The sequence below is a fragment of the Clostridia bacterium genome (genome assembly GCA_014360065.1).
GTDB lineage: Bacteria > Bacillota > DSM-521 > Neomoorellales > JACIYF01 > JACIYF01.
In genome coordinates, this window is record JACIYF010000049.1 from 1 (window position 1) to 19,684 (window position 19,684).

At 55.2% G+C, this 19,684-nt stretch carries 24 protein-coding genes and 2 pseudogenes; all 26 read right to left on the reverse strand.

From position 1 onward, the window contains the following. Positions 1–283, reverse strand: a 283-nt coding sequence (locus tag H5U02_08565; GenBank protein ID MBC7342486.1) for a citrate lyase subunit alpha, incomplete at its 3' end; no start/stop codon positions are given. 89 nt (positions 284–372) lie between these two features. Next, on the reverse strand, positions 373–1,497 hold the full coding sequence (locus H5U02_08570) for a CoA ester lyase (protein MBC7342487.1): 1,125 nt from the start codon (positions 1,495–1,497) through the stop codon (positions 373–375). Positions 1,498–1,627: 130 nt separating this feature from the next. Then, the gene (locus H5U02_08575; protein MBC7342488.1) at positions 1,628–2,758 is read right to left on the reverse strand and encodes an amidohydrolase family protein; all 1,131 of its coding nucleotides are present in this window, start codon (positions 2,756–2,758) and stop codon (positions 1,628–1,630) included. Between the two features lie 10 nt (positions 2,759–2,768). After that, positions 2,769–3,707 (reverse strand): isocitrate lyase/PEP mutase family protein, encoded by a 939-nt coding sequence (locus tag H5U02_08580; GenBank protein ID MBC7342489.1) that lies wholly within the window; start codon positions 3,705–3,707, stop codon positions 2,769–2,771. Positions 3,708–3,764: 57 nt separating this feature from the next. Beyond that, positions 3,765–5,174 (reverse strand): DASS family sodium-coupled anion symporter, encoded by a 1,410-nt coding sequence (locus tag H5U02_08585; protein MBC7342490.1) that lies wholly within the window; start codon positions 5,172–5,174, stop codon positions 3,765–3,767. Positions 5,175–5,318: 144 nt separating this feature from the next. After that, the gene (locus H5U02_08590) at positions 5,319–6,053 is read right to left on the reverse strand and encodes an IclR family transcriptional regulator (GenBank protein ID MBC7342491.1); all 735 of its coding nucleotides are present in this window, start codon (positions 6,051–6,053) and stop codon (positions 5,319–5,321) included. Between the two features lie 249 nt (positions 6,054–6,302). Beyond that, positions 6,303–6,749: a type II toxin-antitoxin system VapC family toxin gene (locus H5U02_08595; GenBank protein ID MBC7342492.1), complete on the reverse strand. Its 447-nt coding sequence runs from the start codon at positions 6,747–6,749 to the stop codon at positions 6,303–6,305. After that, positions 6,733–6,975, reverse strand: coding sequence for a ribbon-helix-helix protein, CopG family (locus tag H5U02_08600; protein ID MBC7342493.1), 243 nt, complete (start codon positions 6,973–6,975; stop codon positions 6,733–6,735). The genes H5U02_08595 and H5U02_08600 overlap by 17 nt, the downstream gene beginning before the upstream one ends. 190 nt (positions 6,976–7,165) lie before the next feature. Continuing rightward, on the reverse strand, positions 7,166–7,408 hold the full coding sequence (locus H5U02_08605) for a hypothetical protein (GenBank protein ID MBC7342494.1): 243 nt from the start codon (positions 7,406–7,408) through the stop codon (positions 7,166–7,168). Next, positions 7,405–7,671 (reverse strand): hypothetical protein, encoded by a 267-nt coding sequence (locus tag H5U02_08610; protein ID MBC7342495.1) that lies wholly within the window; start codon positions 7,669–7,671, stop codon positions 7,405–7,407. The genes H5U02_08605 and H5U02_08610 overlap by 4 nt, the downstream gene beginning before the upstream one ends. Then, entirely contained in the window at positions 7,589–7,840 is a 252-nt protein-coding gene (locus H5U02_08615; protein ID MBC7342496.1) for a hypothetical protein, read from the reverse strand. The genes H5U02_08610 and H5U02_08615 overlap by 83 nt, the downstream gene beginning before the upstream one ends. 185 nt (positions 7,841–8,025) lie before the next feature. Then, a complete protein-coding gene (locus H5U02_08620) occupies positions 8,026–8,301 on the reverse strand; it encodes a hypothetical protein (protein ID MBC7342497.1) in 276 nt (91 codons plus the stop codon). Positions 8,302–8,396: 95 nt separating this feature from the next. Then, entirely contained in the window at positions 8,397–8,789 is a 393-nt protein-coding gene (locus H5U02_08625; protein MBC7342498.1) for a GerAB/ArcD/ProY family transporter, read from the reverse strand. Next, complete coding sequence (locus tag H5U02_08630) at positions 8,765–9,445, reverse strand: GerAB/ArcD/ProY family transporter (GenBank protein MBC7342499.1); 681 nt, start codon at positions 9,443–9,445, stop codon at positions 8,765–8,767. Before H5U02_08630 ends, H5U02_08625 begins: the two co-directional genes overlap by 25 nt. Then, complete coding sequence (locus tag H5U02_08635) at positions 9,418–9,555, reverse strand: spore germination protein (GenBank protein ID MBC7342500.1); 138 nt, start codon at positions 9,553–9,555, stop codon at positions 9,418–9,420. Before H5U02_08635 ends, H5U02_08630 begins: the two co-directional genes overlap by 28 nt. Continuing rightward, positions 9,546–9,641, reverse strand: a pseudogene (locus H5U02_08640) (spore germination protein). The gene H5U02_08635 and the pseudogene H5U02_08640 overlap by 10 nt, the downstream one beginning before the upstream one ends. 3 nt (positions 9,642–9,644) lie before the next feature. Beyond that, on the reverse strand, positions 9,645–10,121 hold the full coding sequence (locus H5U02_08645; GenBank protein MBC7342501.1) for a spore germination protein: 477 nt from the start codon (positions 10,119–10,121) through the stop codon (positions 9,645–9,647). Between the two features lie 208 nt (positions 10,122–10,329). Beyond that, positions 10,330–11,448: an IS200/IS605 family element transposase accessory protein TnpB gene (gene tnpB, locus H5U02_08650; protein ID MBC7342502.1), complete on the reverse strand. Its 1,119-nt coding sequence runs from the start codon at positions 11,446–11,448 to the stop codon at positions 10,330–10,332. Positions 11,449–11,947: 499 nt separating this feature from the next. Then, positions 11,948–12,679 carry a hypothetical protein gene (locus H5U02_08655; GenBank protein MBC7342503.1) on the reverse strand — a complete coding sequence of 244 codons (732 nt, stop codon included), beginning with the start codon at positions 12,677–12,679 and terminating at the stop codon, positions 11,948–11,950. Between the two features lie 378 nt (positions 12,680–13,057). Further along, entirely contained in the window at positions 13,058–13,489 is a 432-nt protein-coding gene (locus H5U02_08660; GenBank protein MBC7342504.1) for a Zn-ribbon domain-containing OB-fold protein, read from the reverse strand. Between the two features lie 4 nt (positions 13,490–13,493). Continuing rightward, positions 13,494–14,507 (reverse strand): 3-oxoacyl-ACP synthase, encoded by a 1,014-nt coding sequence (locus H5U02_08665; GenBank protein ID MBC7342505.1) that lies wholly within the window; start codon positions 14,505–14,507, stop codon positions 13,494–13,496. Next, positions 14,507–15,685 (reverse strand): thiolase domain-containing protein, encoded by a 1,179-nt coding sequence (locus H5U02_08670; protein ID MBC7342506.1) that lies wholly within the window; start codon positions 15,683–15,685, stop codon positions 14,507–14,509. Before H5U02_08670 ends, H5U02_08665 begins: the two co-directional genes overlap by 1 nt. Before the next feature lie 157 nt (positions 15,686–15,842). Beyond that, complete coding sequence (locus H5U02_08675; protein MBC7342507.1) at positions 15,843–16,622, reverse strand: enoyl-CoA hydratase/isomerase family protein; 780 nt, start codon at positions 16,620–16,622, stop codon at positions 15,843–15,845. A 14-nt stretch (positions 16,623–16,636) separates the two neighbouring features. After that, a pseudogene (locus H5U02_08680) lies at positions 16,637–16,853 on the reverse strand (acetyl-CoA C-acyltransferase). Positions 16,854–16,902: 49 nt separating this feature from the next. Next, the gene (locus H5U02_08685; protein ID MBC7342508.1) at positions 16,903–17,760 is read right to left on the reverse strand and encodes a 3-hydroxyacyl-CoA dehydrogenase family protein; all 858 of its coding nucleotides are present in this window, start codon (positions 17,758–17,760) and stop codon (positions 16,903–16,905) included. A gap of 386 nt (positions 17,761–18,146) precedes the next feature. Continuing rightward, the coding region (locus tag H5U02_08690; GenBank protein MBC7342509.1) for a sigma 54-interacting transcriptional regulator at positions 18,147–19,684 on the reverse strand (1,538 nt) is incomplete at its 5' end.

Genomic DNA, 19,684 nt, shown 5'->3' on the forward strand with positions numbered 1-19,684 from the left:
AGACCGCCTCCCCTATCGGGCCATTGCACCCGCCGGTCAATCCGCTAACGGTGCCCTGCCGGATATGCTCTATGATAGGCCTGTGCACCGGGAAAAACGCGCTGGAAGCCACAGTGAGATCGCCAATGCCCATTTCCGCAATCGCCTGCATAGTCAGGTTCAAAACCCGGTCACCGTTTCTCAGGTGATGGTGGAAGCTTATGGTCATTCCATTCCTGAGACCAACAGCCTCAAGCGCTTCCCTCAGCGTTCCCAGCACCTTTGCGTCAGAGATTCCGCCCACGTTTTGCCCCTCCAATGGCTTCCAATCTCGTCCGGGCAGAGCGCGCTCTGCCTTTACACTATTCTTCAGGCTGCAGCCTCAGCCTCCTCTCAGGACGTCTCGCCAGCCGCCTCCAGGATCTGCATAGCCTGCAGTATGATCGGCCGGTCGACCATTTGTCCGCTAACGACTCCAACCCCCGCGCCGGAACCAGCCTGGCCCACAGATTCCACAACCTGCCGGGCCCACTCCACCTGCTCCGGCCGGGGCTTATATGCCTCGTGCACTATGCCAATCTGGGCCGGGTGGATTACCGAGCGCCCGTTAAAGCCCATTTCCGCCGACCGGATGCAATCAGATCTGAAAGAATCAGCGTCATCCACGACCGCAAACACAGTATCCCAGGCAGCAACTCCAGCAGCCCTGCAGGCAAGAATGATTTCCCAACGGAAATGGTCCAGATTTGCGCCGCGACTGCACCCAATGGCCAGTCTTAAGTCCTCTCCACCCCATGACAGCCCCCGGATGAGAGGCGAGGCGCTGGCAATCGCGTAAGCATTCAGAATGCCCAGCGGACTCTCAATCACCGGGCTAAGCGCAACCGAGGGGCAGTGGCAGCCTTGTATTACCTCAACTACCTCCATGACCTGCTCAGGCCGCTCGAGTTTGGGAATTCTTACTCCATTTACCCCCCAGGGTAATACCGCTTTAAGGTCCTCTCGTCCGCCTTTATCCAGACTATTGATCCTCACCCAGACCTCCGAGCCTCCAAACTCAGCACTGGCTACTGCCTCTGCCACTAGGTATCTGGCCTCCAGCTTGTGAGCCAGATCCACCGCGTCCTCCAGATCGAGGACAACAGCATCGGCCCTATACCTGCCGCTGTTCGCTATCATGTGGGGTCTGTCACCTGGCACATAAAGGAGCGACCTTAAAAGCTTTTTCTGCGGCCGACAATGCTTCCCTGGCCCACCTGCAGGAAAGTCATCGACTGCTCCGGCCGAGACAAGAGCTGCTCTCACGCGCGCTCGCACCACCCAGTCGAAGGCACCGTTAAACCAGATATCCAGCCGGCCACCGGCCCCGCACAGAGCAAGGACCTCTTCTGCCACCTGCCGGACCGCGGACTCGAAGCGATTGCTCATGGGTCCCTGGATAAAAACCCCTGGCGTACCCTCGAGGTCATAAACTACCTCGCAGTCACCCCGGTCACGCGTACCTACGGTTACTGCCATAATAAAAACACCACCTTTCAAAAGCAGGTATCCATCCTTGGACCGGCAGAGGGGCCCGGCACCTCCTAGAGCGCCGGGTCCGCCCGACGGCCCATGGGCGTGAATATACCCGTAAGCACCAGCACTGCACTCAAAGAAGCTGGCTCCGGTAGACTATTACCCCGGACTTGACTGTAAGCACCGGAACCAATACCGTGGAAGCGGTAAGAGCTGCGCCGGCAGAGTCGTAATAGGTTCGTCCGGCGCGCTCCATCTTAAACACTGCTACATCAGCCGCTGAACCCTCCTTCAGGGTACCGCACCCATTGCCGAGCCCCATCAGCCTTGCAGGAACGGTGCTGGCACGGTAGATGCAGTCTCCCAGACTCAATCCCATGGCCAGGTACTTGGAAAGAACGTGCGGCAGGTTGTATACCTTAGGCAGCCACATGGTCTTCGCCGTAAGGTCCGTACTTATCACGTCGGGGAGAAAACCCTGTTCGATCGCCTTTCGGGCCACCTCAAAGCTAAAGTGGTTGTTGCCATTAGCAGCGTCAAAGAAAACTCCTCTCTTCCGGGCTGCCCAAACCTGCTCCTTGATACAGCCTGCAGGGTCAAGTATGGTGTCGCCACGCCCGTGATAAACATGTGCCACAATGTCGCCCGGACGTAGAAGCTGCAGGATCTCCTCAAGCGGGCAGGGCGGATTAGTTACATGGACGACAAGGCGGGTGCCGCTCCTTTCAGCCGCTTCCAAACCCGTACGAAGGAGCTCCAAGCCGTCCCCGGGAACCACGCCCCGGCTAAGCCTCAGTTTTACCCCCAGCAGCCGGTCGCGGTGAGCAGCGATTTCCCGCGCCAGCCTCTCAACATCTGCCGCTGCTACCTCACCCCGGCCAACTGCTGCCTCAAGCCCCTCGGGAAAAAGGTAAACAAGAGCCCGCGAAGTGATGATGGTCTGCGACAGGCTGAGCAAAAGGAGCTCAAGGTCGGCTACTCCGGCGCTCCCGGCTTCAACTGCGCCTGTAACCCCGGTGGGCAGGTAAGTTGGGTCAGGAAAGATGCCCAGTGACGACTTCTGCCAGAAGAAGTGGGCGTGGAAGTCGATGAGCCCTGGAGTAATCACATACCCCCGGCAGTCAACTACCTCGCGGGCTCCCTCCCCTGCAACCTCCCGGCCGCAGCAGGCAATCCGGCCACCGGCGATTCCGATATCAAGCACTTCATCGATACCCTGGAGAGGATCAACTACACGACCACCCCTCAGTAGAATGTCCAGCATCTTCCCGGCGTTACCTCCCCAATTCTTTTTCTCTTTCCAGGTCCTCTGCAGACCCATACCTGTCCTTTATTTCCTCTTCGGTCAAAAACATAGCCTCCATGGCCCGGATCTCCGGAAGGCCTATGAGCTTGTTGAACTCGCTGAACGGGATCAGCCGATCCTGCAGGTATCTGTTGGTGCCGTCACGCTTGAGCTGGTTAAGCGCCTCCAGGATGCCCTTGGCGGCGGCGTACGTGGTCATCACAGGCACGCTCACCCGGGCAAACCCCATTTCTTGAAGCTCTTTAAATGTCAGGAGGGGAGTGCGGCCGCCGTCCAGCATATTAACGCTCAGCTTGATGCCTGCTTTGATCAGTGTGTCTGCATAATACTTTAGCTCCTCAACGTCCTGGGGGGCCTCGATGAAGATGAGGTCAGCCCCGGCCTCCCAGTAGGCGCGGGCGCGGCGCACGGTTTCCTCAATACCGTAAACCGCCCTGGCGTCGGTCCGGGCGTTGATAACAAAGTCCTTGTCCTTCCGCGCCCACGCGGCAGCCTCAATCTTCTTGACCATCTCTTCGAGCGGAATAACCTCTTTTCCGGACATATGGCCGCACCGCTTCGGCCACACCTGGTCTTCAAGGTTCACGCCCGCCGCACCAGCAAGCTCGAGCTCGCGAACAGTCCTGACCACGTTGATGGGGTTGCCATACCCGGTGTCGCCATCAGCCATTACCGGAATGTCAACGGCCTGAACTATATTTTTCGTATGAATCAGCATCTCTCCAAAAGAAAGCAGCCCTACATCCGGCTGACCCAGAAGGCTGGCCGAAAACCCGTACCCGGTGCACTGCACGGCCTTGAAACCCGCATACTGCACCAGCTTGGCCGAGATGCAGTCGTAAGCTCCCGGCATTACCAAAATCTCCTCATCATTCAGCAGCTTCTTAAGCAAAGTAGTCTTCTTCAACTAAGCTACCTCCCTACCGCGATTCAGATTGTGTTGTGTTGGCTGGTTCCAAGTTCATTACCACAGCCCGACTAGCCTCCAGTAAGGCATGCCTATTACCAGATAGACCAGACTGCTAAAAGCCACCACGATAATACCGATCTTCCACCAGGTTGCCTGGTCCACATAGCCCGTGCCAAACAAAACGGGGCCCAGAGCGCCACCGTAATGGGTCAGCAACGATCCAAACCCTGAAGAGAAGGCAATCAGCAGGGCAGCAACCATGGGGCTGACATTAGCCGATAGCGCCATCGAGTAAAGGACCGGGATGAATGACGCTACATACGCGGCCGTGGACGCAAACAGGTATCGCACCACCAGGCTGAGCACGAGGAGGAAAAGCAGCACCAGCACGTGGTTCCACCCGGCAAGTCCCAGGCTGCGGCCCAGAACGTCCGCCAGCCACTCAAAGAACTTGGCATCGGATAGAGCAGAAGCAAGGCCAACAATGCCGCCATACCAGATGAGCGTGCTCCAGGCCCCCCCAGAAGTGAGGACCGAGTCCCACTTTGTAACCCCGAGTACCAGGCACAGGGCAACAAAAGCCACGGCAATCATAGTGGCATCTATGCCGGTAACCTGAGTTGTAGCCCAGGCGACAATGGCCAGGATGAACAGCACCGCCAGCGCCATTTCCTGCCACTTCATCGCTCCAAGCTCGGCAAGCCCGCTCTGGGCAATGCGAGCGCTATCAGAAACCTGCCTGATCTCTGGAGGATATACCTTGTAGACCAGCCACGGAAGGGCGAATAGGATGAGCAGGCCAGGAACAGCTGCCGCCATGGCCCATACGCCCCAGTTGAGGTCGACGTGAAGAATCTTAGCCGCAAAGGAAGCTACCAGGGCGTTGGGAGCCATAGCCGTCAGAAACAGGGTTCCTGTGGTCAGGCTGATTTGGTACATCAAGATGGTAAGGTAGGAGCCAATCTTCCGACCAGTCGGCCCCGGCTCGGAGCCCAGGGTGGCCGCTAGGCTCCTGAATATCGGGTATACCACTCCCCCGGAACGGGCGGTGTTGGACGGGGTGGCGGGGCTGATTATCAGGTCTGTGACCGCTGCCACGTACCCCACCCCGAGCGTCGACTTTCCAAAGTACTTGAGGAGAACGTAAGATATCCTTTTCCCCAGGCCGGTGTCGATAAATGCCTGACTCAAGAGAAATGCTGAGAAAACAAGCCATACCGTCGAATTGCCAAACCCGGCTAGGGCGAGCTTCGGGCTGTTGAAGAGCAGGCCAGCCACAGCAACTGCAAGAAGCACAATCACTGGCTCTGGAAACGGCCGGAGAATTATCCCCAGCATGGCCCCAGCGTAAATCGCAAACATGTGCCATGCTTTAACCTCTAGGCCGGATGGAGTTGGACTGAACCATATGGCTATCGGCACCACAATTACCAGGAACAGCTTCCACCAACCATTCTTATTCATGAGATTCTGCCCTCCTAGCTTAGGTTTTAAAACGACAGCCCCTGAGCCTGTTCCATTGGCTCTGCCCATTGCCATGTGATGAAAATTATTTTCACTAGACGGGTACTATTCACCTCCTTTTTGTTTTTTCGGCAATGAACTGCTTCAGTTTCTGAACCCCAGGCTCCGGGAAACTGCCTCTGCGCCCTCAATTATGGCCCTCACGTATGCCCCGACTCGCTCTTCGGTGTAGCGAAACGAAGGGCCCGACATGGAAAGCGCTGCGACAGCGCTGCCAGTTGTGTCGAAAACCGGAGCAGCTACTGCAGAGACTCCCTCCTCGCGTTCCCCGTGGCTTACAGCATAACCTTTTTCCCTTATCCGCTCGAGCTCCCCTCTGTCAACTGTGTACCCCTCAGTGCTTTCCACCTGAGACCTGACAGAGTCGTTGAGGTAGGCAAGTAGAACTTTTCCCGCTGCTCCTCTAGTGAGTGGAAGCTGTTCACCTACCTCAACCACCCGGCGTAGCCTTAAGGGACTGTTCACCCTTTCTACGCAGACTCTCTTGCCGCCAATTGCCATGTAAAGCGACACGCTCTCCCCGGTCTTCGCTACAAGATCCTTCATTACAGGTAAAGCAACTTTCCTCACGTCCAGATGCTTAAAGCTCTTGCTGCCAAGCAGCGCTACAGACGGTCCTAGCGAATACCTGTTAGTTGCGCCGTCCCGCATCAGATATCCTCTTTCAGCCAGCGTGGACACCAGCCGGTAGACGGTACTAGCCGGGAGGTCAATTCTTTCAGCTATTTCCATCAGCGTTAAATCAGTCGTATTTGTAAAGCACTCCAGGATATCGAGAGCTCGCTCTACTGCTCTCACAGGTCTTTGCTCTGATGGCAACCAGCTTCACCTTTCCATTCTATGAAAATAGTTTTTATTATGTGCGAATATAATACTTCTGCACTCGACAAGAATCTCCTTCTAAACATTTCAAAGAAAATACTTTGGTTCCCCTGGCAGACGCCGGAGTAGCAAGGTCCGCTAGATACGCAACCGTGAAAAGGAACAGCAACCACCGTAAGCGAATAGACCGCCTGGGGTTGTCCAAATAAATGCTCCGCGCTCGTTCCATGTCGCTTCGCACCATTATTACCGTTTCACTTTAAGAGCCCCAGGCAAAACAGAGATACCGGCCAATAGCATGTGGCGGTCAAAAGAAAAAATCGCATCGATCTCTGAATTAGACTGGAGAATTGCTAGAGTAAGGGCATCGACGTAGGAAATGTCTTGGTCCTCAAAGCGGTAGATTATCTGGCGGGCCTTTTTCTCCAGTTCTCGGTCCGGGTAGACTACAGAGAGCAAACCCTGCGCTTCCGCTTCTTCCACATATCTCAGCCACTGCCTGGCTTGTTGCCCTCCAAGGTGATACAGGATCCATGCATAGCTTTCGCTAATGACAGGTAAAGAAGTAATCCGCTGGATGTCTCGGGAAAGGGCGCGGTAAAATTCGACCGCGCGATCATGGTGCATATCGTTTCGATCAGCCAAAGCAACAAAGCCGCCGGTATCGATAAAGAGTTTAGTAAACATGGTCATAGATTTCATCGTGGTTCACAGAACCAGTGCCACGTCCCTTGCTAGCTCCAATGCCAACAGTTTTCAAGATGGGATCGTCCTCGCTCTTAATCCCATGCTCCTTCAAGTACGCTTCAAGCGCCTGCCGTATGATTTCCGATTCGGATAGTTTTTTAGCCGAACACACTTGTTTCATGATCCTGTCCATGTCGGGTGGGATATAGACTTGTTTCCGTACCAACTCCACTGTTGCCACCTCCACAGAACAACCCTCTAGCCCTACTTCAACATTAAAACACAGAAGAGACTACCGTTGCAAGCAATATATCAGCTTCGATCTGACCGTTGGTACAGACTGGCTACCACGTAGTTTTGACCATTACACCAGCACCTCCCTACCGTGGGCGCAGGGTAGGGGATCGCCCATAAGCTGATGCCTACCCAAGGGGGTCAAAATTCAATGCAAAAAAGGGGTCAATTTGCTTGGTACTTAAGCCGATACGGCGCAGCTTGGCGTCTACCTCTATTCTTAGCTCAACATAAGGAAACTCTTCGGCCCAGCGTTTTTCCAGATCAGCCCACACCATGGGGTATTTGCGATGGATAGCCTCGCCAAATTCAAAAATGTCTGTTCCCCAACCTTGAGCTTTTTGGACTGCGGCTCGGATTTCCCTTTCTATCGCCTCGGATTGGCTTGCTCCAGGAGCTGAAACTGTTGGGGCTGGGTCAGGTCGGCGTTAGCCATTTGCTCTCCGATATTGCCCTCCTCTTCCACCTTAACCGTGATGCCAAGCCTTCCGGCTTCAATTCTTGGCTCGACCTTGCTGCTGACCCGGATGATCTCCAGGCTGATTCTCCCCTCATGGCCCCCCTGGTGCGGGAACGACCAGAATGCCGCTCTGGACCTTCCCCAAGACCCACAACAGGCCACGGGTTTCGGCATTATCCAGCCAGCCAACCAGCTTGTCTTTCTTGAACACTGCTGTACCGCCGGCCCTAAGGCGCAAGACCTTCTTTCCTTCCTTATCTCCTCCTTGCTCTTCCTGCTTTTCCTCGGAGAAAACCTCAATAGCAGTAGCGAAGGGATGGCTACTCTTGCTGGTCAGTCTCACCAGGAAATCATTTAGGGTAACCTTTGGCACCATGGAAGTTGCTACCCCAGCTCGAATCAGGCCTTCTATAGCGACAGCCGAAATCTTCTCCTGGGCATGTTCGGCCCGGAGCGCAGGAGCTGCTGGCCCCCTGGCTACAGCTATCAGGGTCCGGCGACGGGCTTCGCCGTCCCGGTTAAACCAATCTAGAAAAGGAGCAAGGCCAGCTCTGGCTGCCTCCTCCCCAACGATGATAACCCGGTTGAAGGGCCAAAAAGCTTGCGAGCAGTGACAAAGGCAAAATTGCGGACCGCATCAAAGATGGTTTTTGCAGAACTCTCAGCTACCCAGACCCCTTTTGAGCCTTCCGTCCCTCCCATGCGGCCAGCAGGAGGTTTGACTTCGTCTGGCTTCAATATCTGCACCGTCAGGGTAACTCGGTCCGCAGCCTGGTCTTGGTCAATGCCAGCAGCCATAACCATGGCTAGGGTGTTCAGCTCCCGGCGGTTCTAGCAGCCGTTAGTCAGTAGGGCCAGGCTAGAAATGAGTATGATTGCCAGGATACGCTTTCTCGCGGCTATACTCCGCCCCCTATCTTCCGTACCAAAGCTGCCAATAACATAAGATAGGGAAAGAAAACAAGAAAAATGGCCGTATATGGAGGAACAATTCGAGTCAGAAATTCGTTAAGTTCAGCCAGGTTGTTGAATAGCAGGAAGGATAAGCTAACGATTATTATCCCCAAAGGCGCTACTGTTGGTTTATAATCCTCCAAGCCTAGGACCTGGATAATACCCAGACTTGCCAGGTAGTAAAAGGTCGCGATGGCGATGAATGAGCTAAGAACCCATATACTCATGTGAATAGCGTCAATTCGTTCCAGGAAGTTACCAACCTCGATCATGTGCATAGCGCTGAAGAAGGGAAAAGTCATGTTCTTGGGTTCTACTTCCTCAAACAGGCCAAGCACTGCCACCTGAGCGAGAACCGAAAAAAGGTGATAATGGCGATGCCTAAAATGGCAGCCTGGTTTCGCTTGCTGGGTTCGCTTAGGTACGGGCTAATCATGGCCAGGAAAACAATCTCTACGTATCGAAGAACAACAGCAATACTGCCATAAAGGTTGGGAAGGAACCCCTTTTCCATAACCGGCAGTAGATTTTCTAGGCGGACATCTTTAGCCAGCAAGAGGACCACCAAGCTGACGGAAAAAAAGACGAAGGGCCCAATAAGCTCCACCATGCGGCCAATAACTTCAAGACCGCTTCGGACAGCTACGGCAGCCAGAACAGCCATAGCCACACTAAATACCACCGGTGGGGTTTCGGGCATGGTTACGCTGGTGAAGAGCTCGGTAAATTGCCTCAAGTAGATGGCGCCTAAGTGAACAAAAAACCATATGTACAAGAGGCCGATAATCTTGCCCATGGGCCCTAGCAAGGCTTGACAATACTGAACCAAGGTTTGCTGCGGGAATCTCCGGGCAAGAGCGAGGAGCGGTAGTAACAGAAGAGGGGAAAGCAGCATTGCCCCGAGCGCGTTTAACCATACGTCATGGTTAGCCGGGGGTGCGGTAAAGAGTGCCGGATAAGTAATTATTATACCAGGGAGCCCGGACCAGAACATCTTTCAGGTTGCCCGCGGTGGCGCCTCACCTCTGCCACCAACTGCTCGTCAGCTATATCCTTCAGGTAAACCAAGCAGACTGTGGTCTTGCTTTGGCGGCCTAAGGCCATTTGTTCCAACTTGAGCTGGGCGTTTTTAGCCTGCGCCTTATGAGAGAAAGATTGGTGCTCAAAAGCTCAGTGAAACCTTCCCGCGATCCTCAGACGACCACTTCGGTCTCAGGCTCAGAGATAGGGCGCTTTTCAAAACCCTGGGTGCCAGCCAGCAAGGCACTATTGGAGCCCTGCACAAATAAGACCGTACCGCCTTCGAGAACGCCATCTAATGCTTCCGGGATGGTCTGAAGGTCGCGGATCTCGGCAATGCTTACAACATGTCTCTTTAAGTAGCTTAAGAAATCAGTGGCGCCAGCTTCCCCCGGCTGCATTTGGAAGCGAGCTTCTTTCATCAGGGAGTGGATGATGTGTTCGTTGATCGCCTCCTTATCGGCCAAGCCTTTAATGCACGCGAGAGCAACGTCAAAGGGCGGGGAACCAACGGTGAACTCGCACACGATCAGATCGTGGGCGTTAGCGAAGGTCCTCTCAATGATCGTAAGATTAGTTTTTAGGTTCCGGGATATAGGCTCCGCCTGCTGAGCTGGTCTAGGGCTGTGGGAAAACAAGCTGCGGAACATTTTTCCTAACGTAACCGCTCTCTCCCCCACAATTTAAAGTAAGTTTAAACCATTGAAGGCTATATTATGTGACATCCTCCCCCCAATAAATCGGGGGCATCCCGTCGCGGGATGGCGGCTGCTCAACCGCAGGTTAGCCAGCATTCCCCGGTTTGCCCGGATCATCACCTTGGCCTTTAGGGGTGCCACGCTCCCCTTTCTCCCGGGGTCATGCCCCGAGAGCATCGAGCGCTCTAGCGGCAATGTTCAAAGCCCCAACCCTGTCCGCATCGGACTGGTACCCGCACCTGACGCACTTGAACCAGGCATGGGTTTTCCGGTTGTAGCGGGAAACATTCCCGCACCGCGGACAGGTCTTGGAAGTCTCCTTGGGGTCGACGTAGATTACGGACACCCCGGCAAGGGCGGCCTTGTATTCGATGAACGAAGCCAGCTCCCGAAAGTTCCAGCCCGACATCATGCGGTTGAACTTCTTGGAGCCTTTGGCCCGTTCCCGGATGCCCAGCAGGTTTTCCAGCGCAATGGCCGCGCTTTTGGCCTTCGCTATCTGCACGATACGCCTGGAAAGGCAGTGGTTGATGGAGCGCATCCACCTGCGCTCGCGGCCGGCTTCCCTCTTCACGCGGGAAAGCCTGCCCGCCCGCTGGAGCGCGGATCTTCTTTCAGCCCAGCGCTCTTTTCGCCACCTTATCTTTCGCCCGTCAAAGAACACGTTGTTGGACAAAACGGCCAGCTTGACGATGCCAAAATCGACCCCGATTACGCTGCCCGGCTCGTTGAGACATGTTTCGTAGACGAGGGATATGGCCACGTACCACTCGCCGCTTTTATCCTGCCATATCTCCATGGACCCCTGGCGGCAGGAACCTCCTGCCAGATCCTGGAGCTTTTTGATGTGGTATACAGAAACGGCAAGGGGCACGGCTATCTGGCTCCTTCCGGAGGACGCGGGAAATTTAATAACCCACGTTCCGGAGGGAAGCTGGTGGAGGGAGTAGCAGTCCTGTCGCACCATTACCGGAACTGTCCGGTTAAATTTGGGCAGGCTAGCCTTTTTGCCCCTTTGCTTGCGGGAAAGGTAGGAGCGCCTGGCGGACAGCGCTTTGAGCATGGCGCACTGGAGTGTGCCCCGGTTGAGGTCGAACAGCTCACATGCCTGCCGGTAGGTTTTACGGTTTAAATGGGCGCGGCTGGTGGTGTCAAGAGCCTCGGCCTGCTCCAGGAACCAGGAGCACGCCTGGCGGTAGGTTTCCAGCATGCGGGCCATCTTCTCCAGCTTGCCTCTGTTGGGAGGCAGGAGCTTCACCTTGAGGGTCACCGTCTGCATTCAACATCTCCTCCAGCCTGCTTAAATTATAGCAAGACCGGAGAGAAAAACCAGGCCGCCATTCATCCCCCGGTTGAAACCGGGGGCATTCTGGCGGGGCTTTTGTAAGCGAGTAAACAACTTGGATTTGGAACACCTAATAATCCAGTATTCAGTTCCATGGAAAGGCAATTAGGCTGGTCACGGGAGTGCGTCGGGTGCGGTGTCCATAAGATTGGAGCGTTCTTTTGGGCTCTACTCAGGGGAGTTGGCGTCTGTCAGCCTCTGCCTCTGCCTGCAATCAAGATCCACGCCGCGCTAGGCCTTCACCTTAGATCCGGATTTCCCTCCCCAGCGCCGACGAAGACCCGCCGCGGCGTCTGCCTTCGCGCTCTAGATCTCTGGCTGCTTCTCTCTTTTTATTTATTAAGGCAGTGCACATTCCTCCCGAGAAGTCGCGCCCATGTTCTCTCCAACCCGCAGGCAGATGATCGAAATACAAGAGGTCGGCAAGGGGATCTCACGCGCACGACCGAAACCGACCCCGCGGGCCGGACAGCACGCGGCAGATGCTCAGGTTGATGTCCTCATTACGCCTGATCTCCTGAAGCTCGAGATCGGTAGCCCACGGCCCCCGGGGCGCAATCTCGCCGCAGACGTCAGCGCCCACCAGCTCGTACCGACCGCAGACCCATGAGAGCAATCTCAGCAATGCGGCAAGAGTTAGCTTCCCGGAACCCCAGTATGTGCTCGCCTCGGCCAAAACGTCCTTGTCTATGGACACGTACACCCGCCTGGTGGGAACAGAAATCTTGGCAATGACTTGCTCGGAGCTTTTCGGAGGCACCCACAGGACATTGCTTGGCAGGTCACCCCTGTCCTCAGGACCGATCAGGACCGTTTGATGCACCCCGGGCAACTTCAGGGCTTCCGCCAGCCAAGAACCGCAAGACACGTAGCCCTCCGGGGCAGGAAGATAGTCGCCATGGCCGTCAAAGACCACCAGGCCCAGGGGCTCGGAAGCGCAGCGCCTTATCAGGTGGTAGGAGAGGTGGTGGAAGCTGCCGTCCCCAAGAAACACCAAGCCTGGCGGCAGGCTATCGAGAACCCTTCCCACTTGCGAGAAGACGTCCCTGCGGCACAGGTACTTCAGGCCGCGTGGGTCAACGCTTATCTCCGCAAAGGAAACGGATCTCAAACGGCGCTGCCACCTCAGGGAATCGTCTGTGTGGACCACGCTTACCGCCCACATGCGCTCTCACCATCCTTCCCGCGCCGGATGCTTTTGCCTTTTAGGCAGCCATTCCTTCCCATGGAAAGCTAAGGGCCTTAAAAAGCTGAGACCTCACTCCGAAGTGGGAATTGAAAGGAGGAATGAGGTCTCATGAGAAACTTTTCTGAAAGCAGAATATCGCATGAGGCCGCAACTTTCAAGGAGATTGTGTTGGCCTCGCGCGGCATTCGCTGCAGGTTTGCCCAGACGGTCTTGTTTTTCCTCTGGACTTCTTGCCCCTGCACATGACATTAGCTGAGTGCAAAGTTGGCACAAAGAGGAAAGGGAAGTACTAGGGGTGGCCCAGCCCGGTTGCGGGGCCATGGCCACCATTGGGGTGTCCCTCCACGCCGAGTACTAACAGGGATTCGCATCCGTCAGCCTGAATTTATAGCCGTAGCGGACTACGCCCTCTTCCTCATAGATCTTTCTGAAAACAGCCTCCACCTTCGCACCGATCGAAATGCCTTCCTCTGGAGGATTAATGAGCTGAGCTATGATCCTGGGGCCCTCCTCCAGATCCACCAGCACCACCGGGTAGCTACCCTTGCACCAGGCTTCCTCTGAAAACTCGGGCGGGGCTCCTCCCCCGACAATAACGGTGTATGAGTATATGGTACCTTTGCCGCTTAGGGGCACGTCTTCAAACCTAGTTCCGGCCCGGCAGTACTTACAGACCGCCTTGGGCGGAAAATTGATTCGCCCGCACTCCATGCATTTCTTCCCTATTAGCCGGTAACGCTGAGGCACAGTCCTTCGGTACATAGGGATAGAGATATGGGCGCCCATAAGATCACCTCACATAAACCTTTTTCAGCTTAAGATAATGCATATAGTTAATATATTTCTTCCGGTTCAGCTGCCAGCCAACTGGCTTTGGTGTTGGCAACAACCCCCCGGTGAGACCAAAACTCAGGGCATAGCTTCCCGAACCTGCCCCGTAGGAACAGAGCAACGCCCTATCCCCCACCTCCATACCTTCAAGGGCCTTGCACAATCCCAAGAATGGGGAACAGCACCCGGCATCTCCTACCTGATCAAACACTAGGCTCTCGGTAAGCTGACTTGCGCCAAAGCCCATCTTTTCAGCCAGACTAAAAGACGCTTTTACATCGGTCTGGGGCAGTACCAAATGCCGGTAGTGAGTGGGGCTTCTGCCCACTTGGTTCAACAGCCCCGAAACTGCGGCCCTAATAGTTTCGTTGAAGGCCTGAGAGGAGTAAGCTCGCACCCCGATGTCCCGGACCGTAGTTTCCCCGGGCAAGCGGTAGCGCAGGCCCATGTACTCAGCAGCACGAGCACATACCCCTTCAAACTCCAGGCCCGGTTGATCTTTTGCCAGGACAAAGGCGCAGGCGGCTGCCCCCAACCCATGATCCATTTCCTCGAAGACGCCAGCTGCCGGAGCATCGGATATTACCACTACAGCCAACCGACGATCGGTCTGGTCCAGCATGCCTACGGCAGTCAGAAAGGCCTCGGCGCCAGCCAAGCCGGAGTAGCCGTGGTGGCTGGTGAGGACATCGCTTTTTAATCCCAGGGCCTCTATCACTGTCCCGGCCATGAACTTTTCTTGACAGGGAAAGTTGGTCGAAGCCATGGCCAGCACTCCAATCTCGGCCGTGTCCAGACCCGCAGTAGCATTCCTGGCCGCCTCCACCGCCATAGTGATGACATCCTCATCTACGTCCATGACTGCCTTTTCTCTGATCTCGGCGCCGCAGCTTCCCAGGGCATTGAGGTACTCTTCCCTTTTTAGACGCAGGAAGGGAAGGTAGCAACCGTAAGCAACAATACTTTTGGCCATTACCGATCCCCTCCCTGGTAAATGAAAACAGCCGCGGTTCCGCCGGATCCGCCTACATTGTGGGACAGGGCAAACCTGGGGTTTTTTATCTGCCGGCTGGGATCTTGGGCCTCGCCCCGCAGCTGCTTGAAGATCTCATAAGCCATCCCGCAGCCAGTGGCTCCAATGGGGTGGCCCTTAGCCTTCAAACCGCCGCTGGCGTTTACCGGTAGCTTTCCTCCCAGCTGGGTCACTCCTTCCTCAAGGAGGTAATGAGCCTTACCCTCCTCGGCAAAACCCAGATCTCCATAGGCCATGATCTCGGCAATGGTAAAGCAATCGTGAACTTCCGCAAAATCTATTTCCCCGGGGGTGATACCGGCCTGCTTGTAGGCCTCGGCAGCAGCCTTGCGGGTAGCAGCCAGGCCGGTAATGGAATCTCGGTCGTGAATGGCCAGGTAGTCGCTGGCAGCCCCGAATCCCCTCAGGTATACCGGCTTGTCGGTGAAATCTCGGGCTATTTTGGCATTGCACAGGAGCACTACTGCCGCCCCATCGGTAGTAGGGCTACAGTCCCAAATATTGAAAGGATAAGCCACAGGAGCACCCTTCATGGCCTGTTCCACAGTTATCTCTCGGCGAAACTGTGCCTTCGGGTTAGCCGCGGCGTGGCGGTGGTTTTTCACCGCCACCATCGCCAGATGTTCCCTTTTCAGGCCGTACTGGTGCATATACCTGGTGGCCATCAGGGCATATATGCCAGCAAAGGTGCACCCGGCCAACCGCTCGTACTCGGTGTCCCCAGATATTCCCAGCCAGTACCTGCCCTTGGTAGAAGAAACATCCCGCATCTTTTCCACGCCAGCGGCTAGCACTAAGTCATACTTACCCGAAGCCACCGCACAGGCGGCATTGAACAGCGCATACCCTCCAGAAGCGCAGGCGTTCTCAACTCTGACTGCGTTGACATGGGACAGACCCACATGCCCCATCAACAGTGGTGCCAGCTGCCCCAGCTGAAACCCGCCGCCTGCACTCAAACACCCTACGTAAGCTGCTTGAATCATCTTGGGATCCAGTCCCCGGTCAACGCTGGCCAGCATTTCCGAATATGCCTGGGCAAACAGTTCCTTTAAGCCTAGGGCGGGAAAGTCGCCATACGGAGTCTGCCCGGCACCTACGATAGCAACGCCTTCCACTCTACCTCCACCTTCTTTCGTCGCGTTAATAAGGTCTAGGCGGCAAGCCGCGCACTATCCAACTTGTCGTTATATAAGAGCCCTCGCTCCAAAACAGCCAACAGCCTCGGTTAACTCCTGACTCTCCTTAAACAATAATTGGCATAGCTTAGAAGGCTCACTTGCCTTTGAATTCAGCCCTGCGCTTCTCCAAAAAGGCCGTTGTTCCCTCGAGGCGGTCTTCAGTGGAAAAAGCCACTGTCTGGGCAAGCTTCTCGAACAGGAGCCCAGAATTGATGTCAATGTTGGCGCCCACATTGATGGCCATCTTAGCCAGGCTAACCGCTACCGGGCCCTTGGCCATTATTTTCTCGGCCATTTCTTTGGCAGCCGGCAGCAAATCCTCCGGCCGGTCGACCACCTTGTTGACCAGCCCGATTTCCCTGGCCTCATGCGCGCTAATTATGTCGCCCGTAAAGATCAGTTCCTTGGCCTTGCCCATGCCCACCAGCCTGGGCAGCCTCTGAGTACCACCCGCACCAGGGATTATGCCCAGACCGGCCTCCGGCTGGCCCAGTTTCGACCGGGCAGTGGCAATCCTGATGTCGCAGGCCATGGCCAACTCGCATCCGCCGCCCAGGGCAAAGCCGTCTATGGCGGCAATCACCGGCTTATCCAGGTTCTCTATATCATTCAGCGTCTCCTGGGCTTCGCCCTTGAGTACCTCCAGGGTTTCTCGGTCCCTCAGCGACCGGATGTCGGCACCGGAAGCAAAGGCCTTGCCGCCCGCACCAGTTATGATTACCACCCTAACGCCCCGGTCAAGGCGGCACTCCCGAATGGCAGCCCGCAGCTCGGCCCAGGTCTGGGGATCCAGAGCGTTGCGCACCTCGGGCCGGTTCAACGTAATCAATACAACCTGTCCGTCCCTTTCAAGTAAAATGTTCTGGTAGTCCACCTGCGCTCACCTCCTCAAACGTTTTCCAGGACCGTCGCCATTCCCTGTCCTCCACCCACGCAAAGGGTAGCCAGGCCCAGACGCGAATTCCGACGCTTCATCTCGTGAAGCAGGGTCACGCACAGCCTGCAGCCAGGCCTCATTCAACTCAATCAGGTCGATGTCCGCCAAAGTGAGGTTGAGTTTGGAGAGCAGCCTCCTTACCGCCGGCACTGGACCAATGCCCACATATCAGGTAAGACTCATGGCCCCTCGACTGGCGAGGAACAGAAGAGTCGTTTTATTCGTACTCGTAGAAACCCTTGCCAGTCTTTCGTCCCCACTCTCCTTTCAGGTACTTCTCCACAACGATGGGCGAGGGCTTATACTTGGGGTCGACGGTCTCCCGATAACGCTCCATGCCGACATGGTAGGCTAGGTCAATGCCGGTGAGATCCATAAGCCGAAAAGGTCCCATGGGATGACCCAAAGCATTGACAACGGCCAGGTCAATATCCTCGTACGACGCGATTCCCATATCGTACAGGTAAAGGGCCTCGCTCCTGATGGCCGACACGATGCGGTTGACCAAAAAGCCATAGATCTCTTTGTGCAAGAGTACCGGAGTCTTGCCCATTTTTTTGGCCACTTCCATCACCGTTTCCGCAGTCTCCTGAGAGGTATGAGGCCCCTTGACCACTTCCACCAGCTTATTCACCAGCGCCGGATTAAAGAAGTGCATGTTGCAGACCCTTTCCGGCCGGCTGGTAACATCAGCAATCTTCGAACTGACAATATAGGAGCTGTTGGTAGCGAGGATAGCGTGGGCCGGGCAAATCTTGTCCAGCCGAGCAAAGAGTTCTCGCTTGACTTCCAACTTTTCAATTACTGCCTCGATGACCAGGTCAGCAGTACTGACTGCCTCCGCCAGGTCGCTGGTAAAAGCTAGCCGAGACCGCGCCGCCTTGGCCTCATCAGCGGTCAGCCTGCCCTTGGCCACTCGATCTGGAAGGTAGGTATCGGCAAAGTTCTCAGCCTTGCGTAAGACCTCCAGATCGATGTCAGTGCAGATGACTTTATACCCAGCTAGGGCGGCACAGAGAGCGATCTGGTGCCCCATGTTGCCCGCCCCTACCACACCAATGGTTTTGACCTCCATTTTCCCACCCTCCTTGTCTATTTGGCTGGCTAAAGCGAACACAAACGACATGCCGATTAAGATGGCAATTCCCGAGGGGGGCAAACATCGCCCTCCGTCCAAACATATCGCTAACCAACCGGTAATGATCTTCCCGAATATCTTAGTCAAATAGGTTCCGGCAACATACCGGCCCATGTTCCTTTGAGAAAGCCTTCCCCCCTTTTAAGATTAGGCGTGGATCCGTGTAGCTGGCCCATGAACACCGGCCTACCTTGGGAATAGCAAATAGCATGCCAGACGTTGCAGAATTTAGCTACTCTTAGGAATTCTCAGATCCATGGGTACGCTAGATCAGAAAAGGGGTTGCAAGTTGCAACCCCTTGGATGCAAAATGAAACTTGGCTTTATTGAAACTTCAGCTTCCGCCATAAAGTAGTCCGACTAGTCCCCAATAGGCTGGCTATCTCCTTGGTGCCATAACCGGCAGAGCGCAAGCGGTTGATGATTTCTCTTTCCATATCCTCCAGGTCTCCCACTTTCACGGTGATGGTGTCAGCGACTGGGTCTGGTGCCTTGGTGTTTTTGCTGATCTTCTCGCTCATCAGCTTTCTGACTAGGTCGTCAGCATCCCGGTCATTTTCGATCAGGAGGACGTATTTCTCGATCAAGTTCTGCAATTCCCTAACATTGCCAGGCCAGTCGTATTTCTTCAGCTTTTCTAGGGCAGCAGGGGTCAGAGAAGGAACGGCCTTCCCTTCCCGCAAGCTGAACTGTTTCAAAAAGTGACCGGCCAACAGCTCGATGTCTTCCTTTCTGGCGCGCAGAGGAGGAATGTATAGGCTTAGCACCTCCAGGCGATGGTACAAATCGTTGCGGAACTTGCCCTTTTCCACTTCCTCGGCCAAATTGTGGTTGGTGGCGGCTATGATCCTGACGTTCACCGGAATAACCCGGTCGCTACCTAACCTCATGATTTCTCTTTCCTGCAGCACGCGCAGCAGGCGAGCCTGCAACGGCAAGGGCATCTCGCCAATTTCATCCAGAAAAATGGTACCCTCGTGGGCCACCTCAAACAGTCCGATCTTCCCGCCCTTTCTGGCCCCAGTGAAGGCGCCTTCTTCATATCCGAAAAGCTCACTTTCCAACAAGTTCTCCGGTAGAGCCGCGCAGTTGACGGCCACAAATGGGCCGTTGCGCCTTTTGCTCTCGTTATGTATGCTCTGGGCAAATAGCTCCTTACCAGTGCCGCTCTCGCCGGATATTAGTACTGTTGCACTGGTAGCGGCAAATTTTCTGGCCCGCTCGATGGTCTCCTTAATCAAAGGACTCTTACCAATGATATCTCTAAACGTATGCTTGGCAACGAGTCCTTTTTTGAAAAGCTGTCGCCTAAGGTTGTGCTCCAGCACCTGAATTCTGTCCGCACTCTGAAAGGTAATCACTGCGCCTTGCTCTCTATTCCCAACGCTGATGGGCGCGCTCTTGACCCAGAACTGCTTGTGACCTATCTCCTTAGTCCCCTCGGCGAACTTCCCCTCGCCCTCCAAGAGGGTTCCCAAAAAGGATTGGCGCAAACTGTCCACCCGCTGGCCCAGGATTTTGCTTGCTTCAACGTTTAAGAGCTTTTCCGCCGAAGGATTCACGAAGGAAACCCGTTTCTCCTCATTAATGACCAAGATGCCGTCGTTGCTCAGCTCCAACACCGACCTAAATCTCTCGCGGTTCTGCCGGTCCCGATGGATGTTTTCAACCAACTCCCGAGCCCGCTCGATGGCACTGTAAATGGCACCGTTTCCAGACTGAACCAGGATGGTATTGACTCCCGCACTTGCTGCTAGATCGCATACGCGACGACAGGTGCTTACCACCACATCAGCATTATTCCTTAGCACTTCAGCCAAGTACTGGTTTACCTCATAATCAGTGGCATAAAGATAGTAGC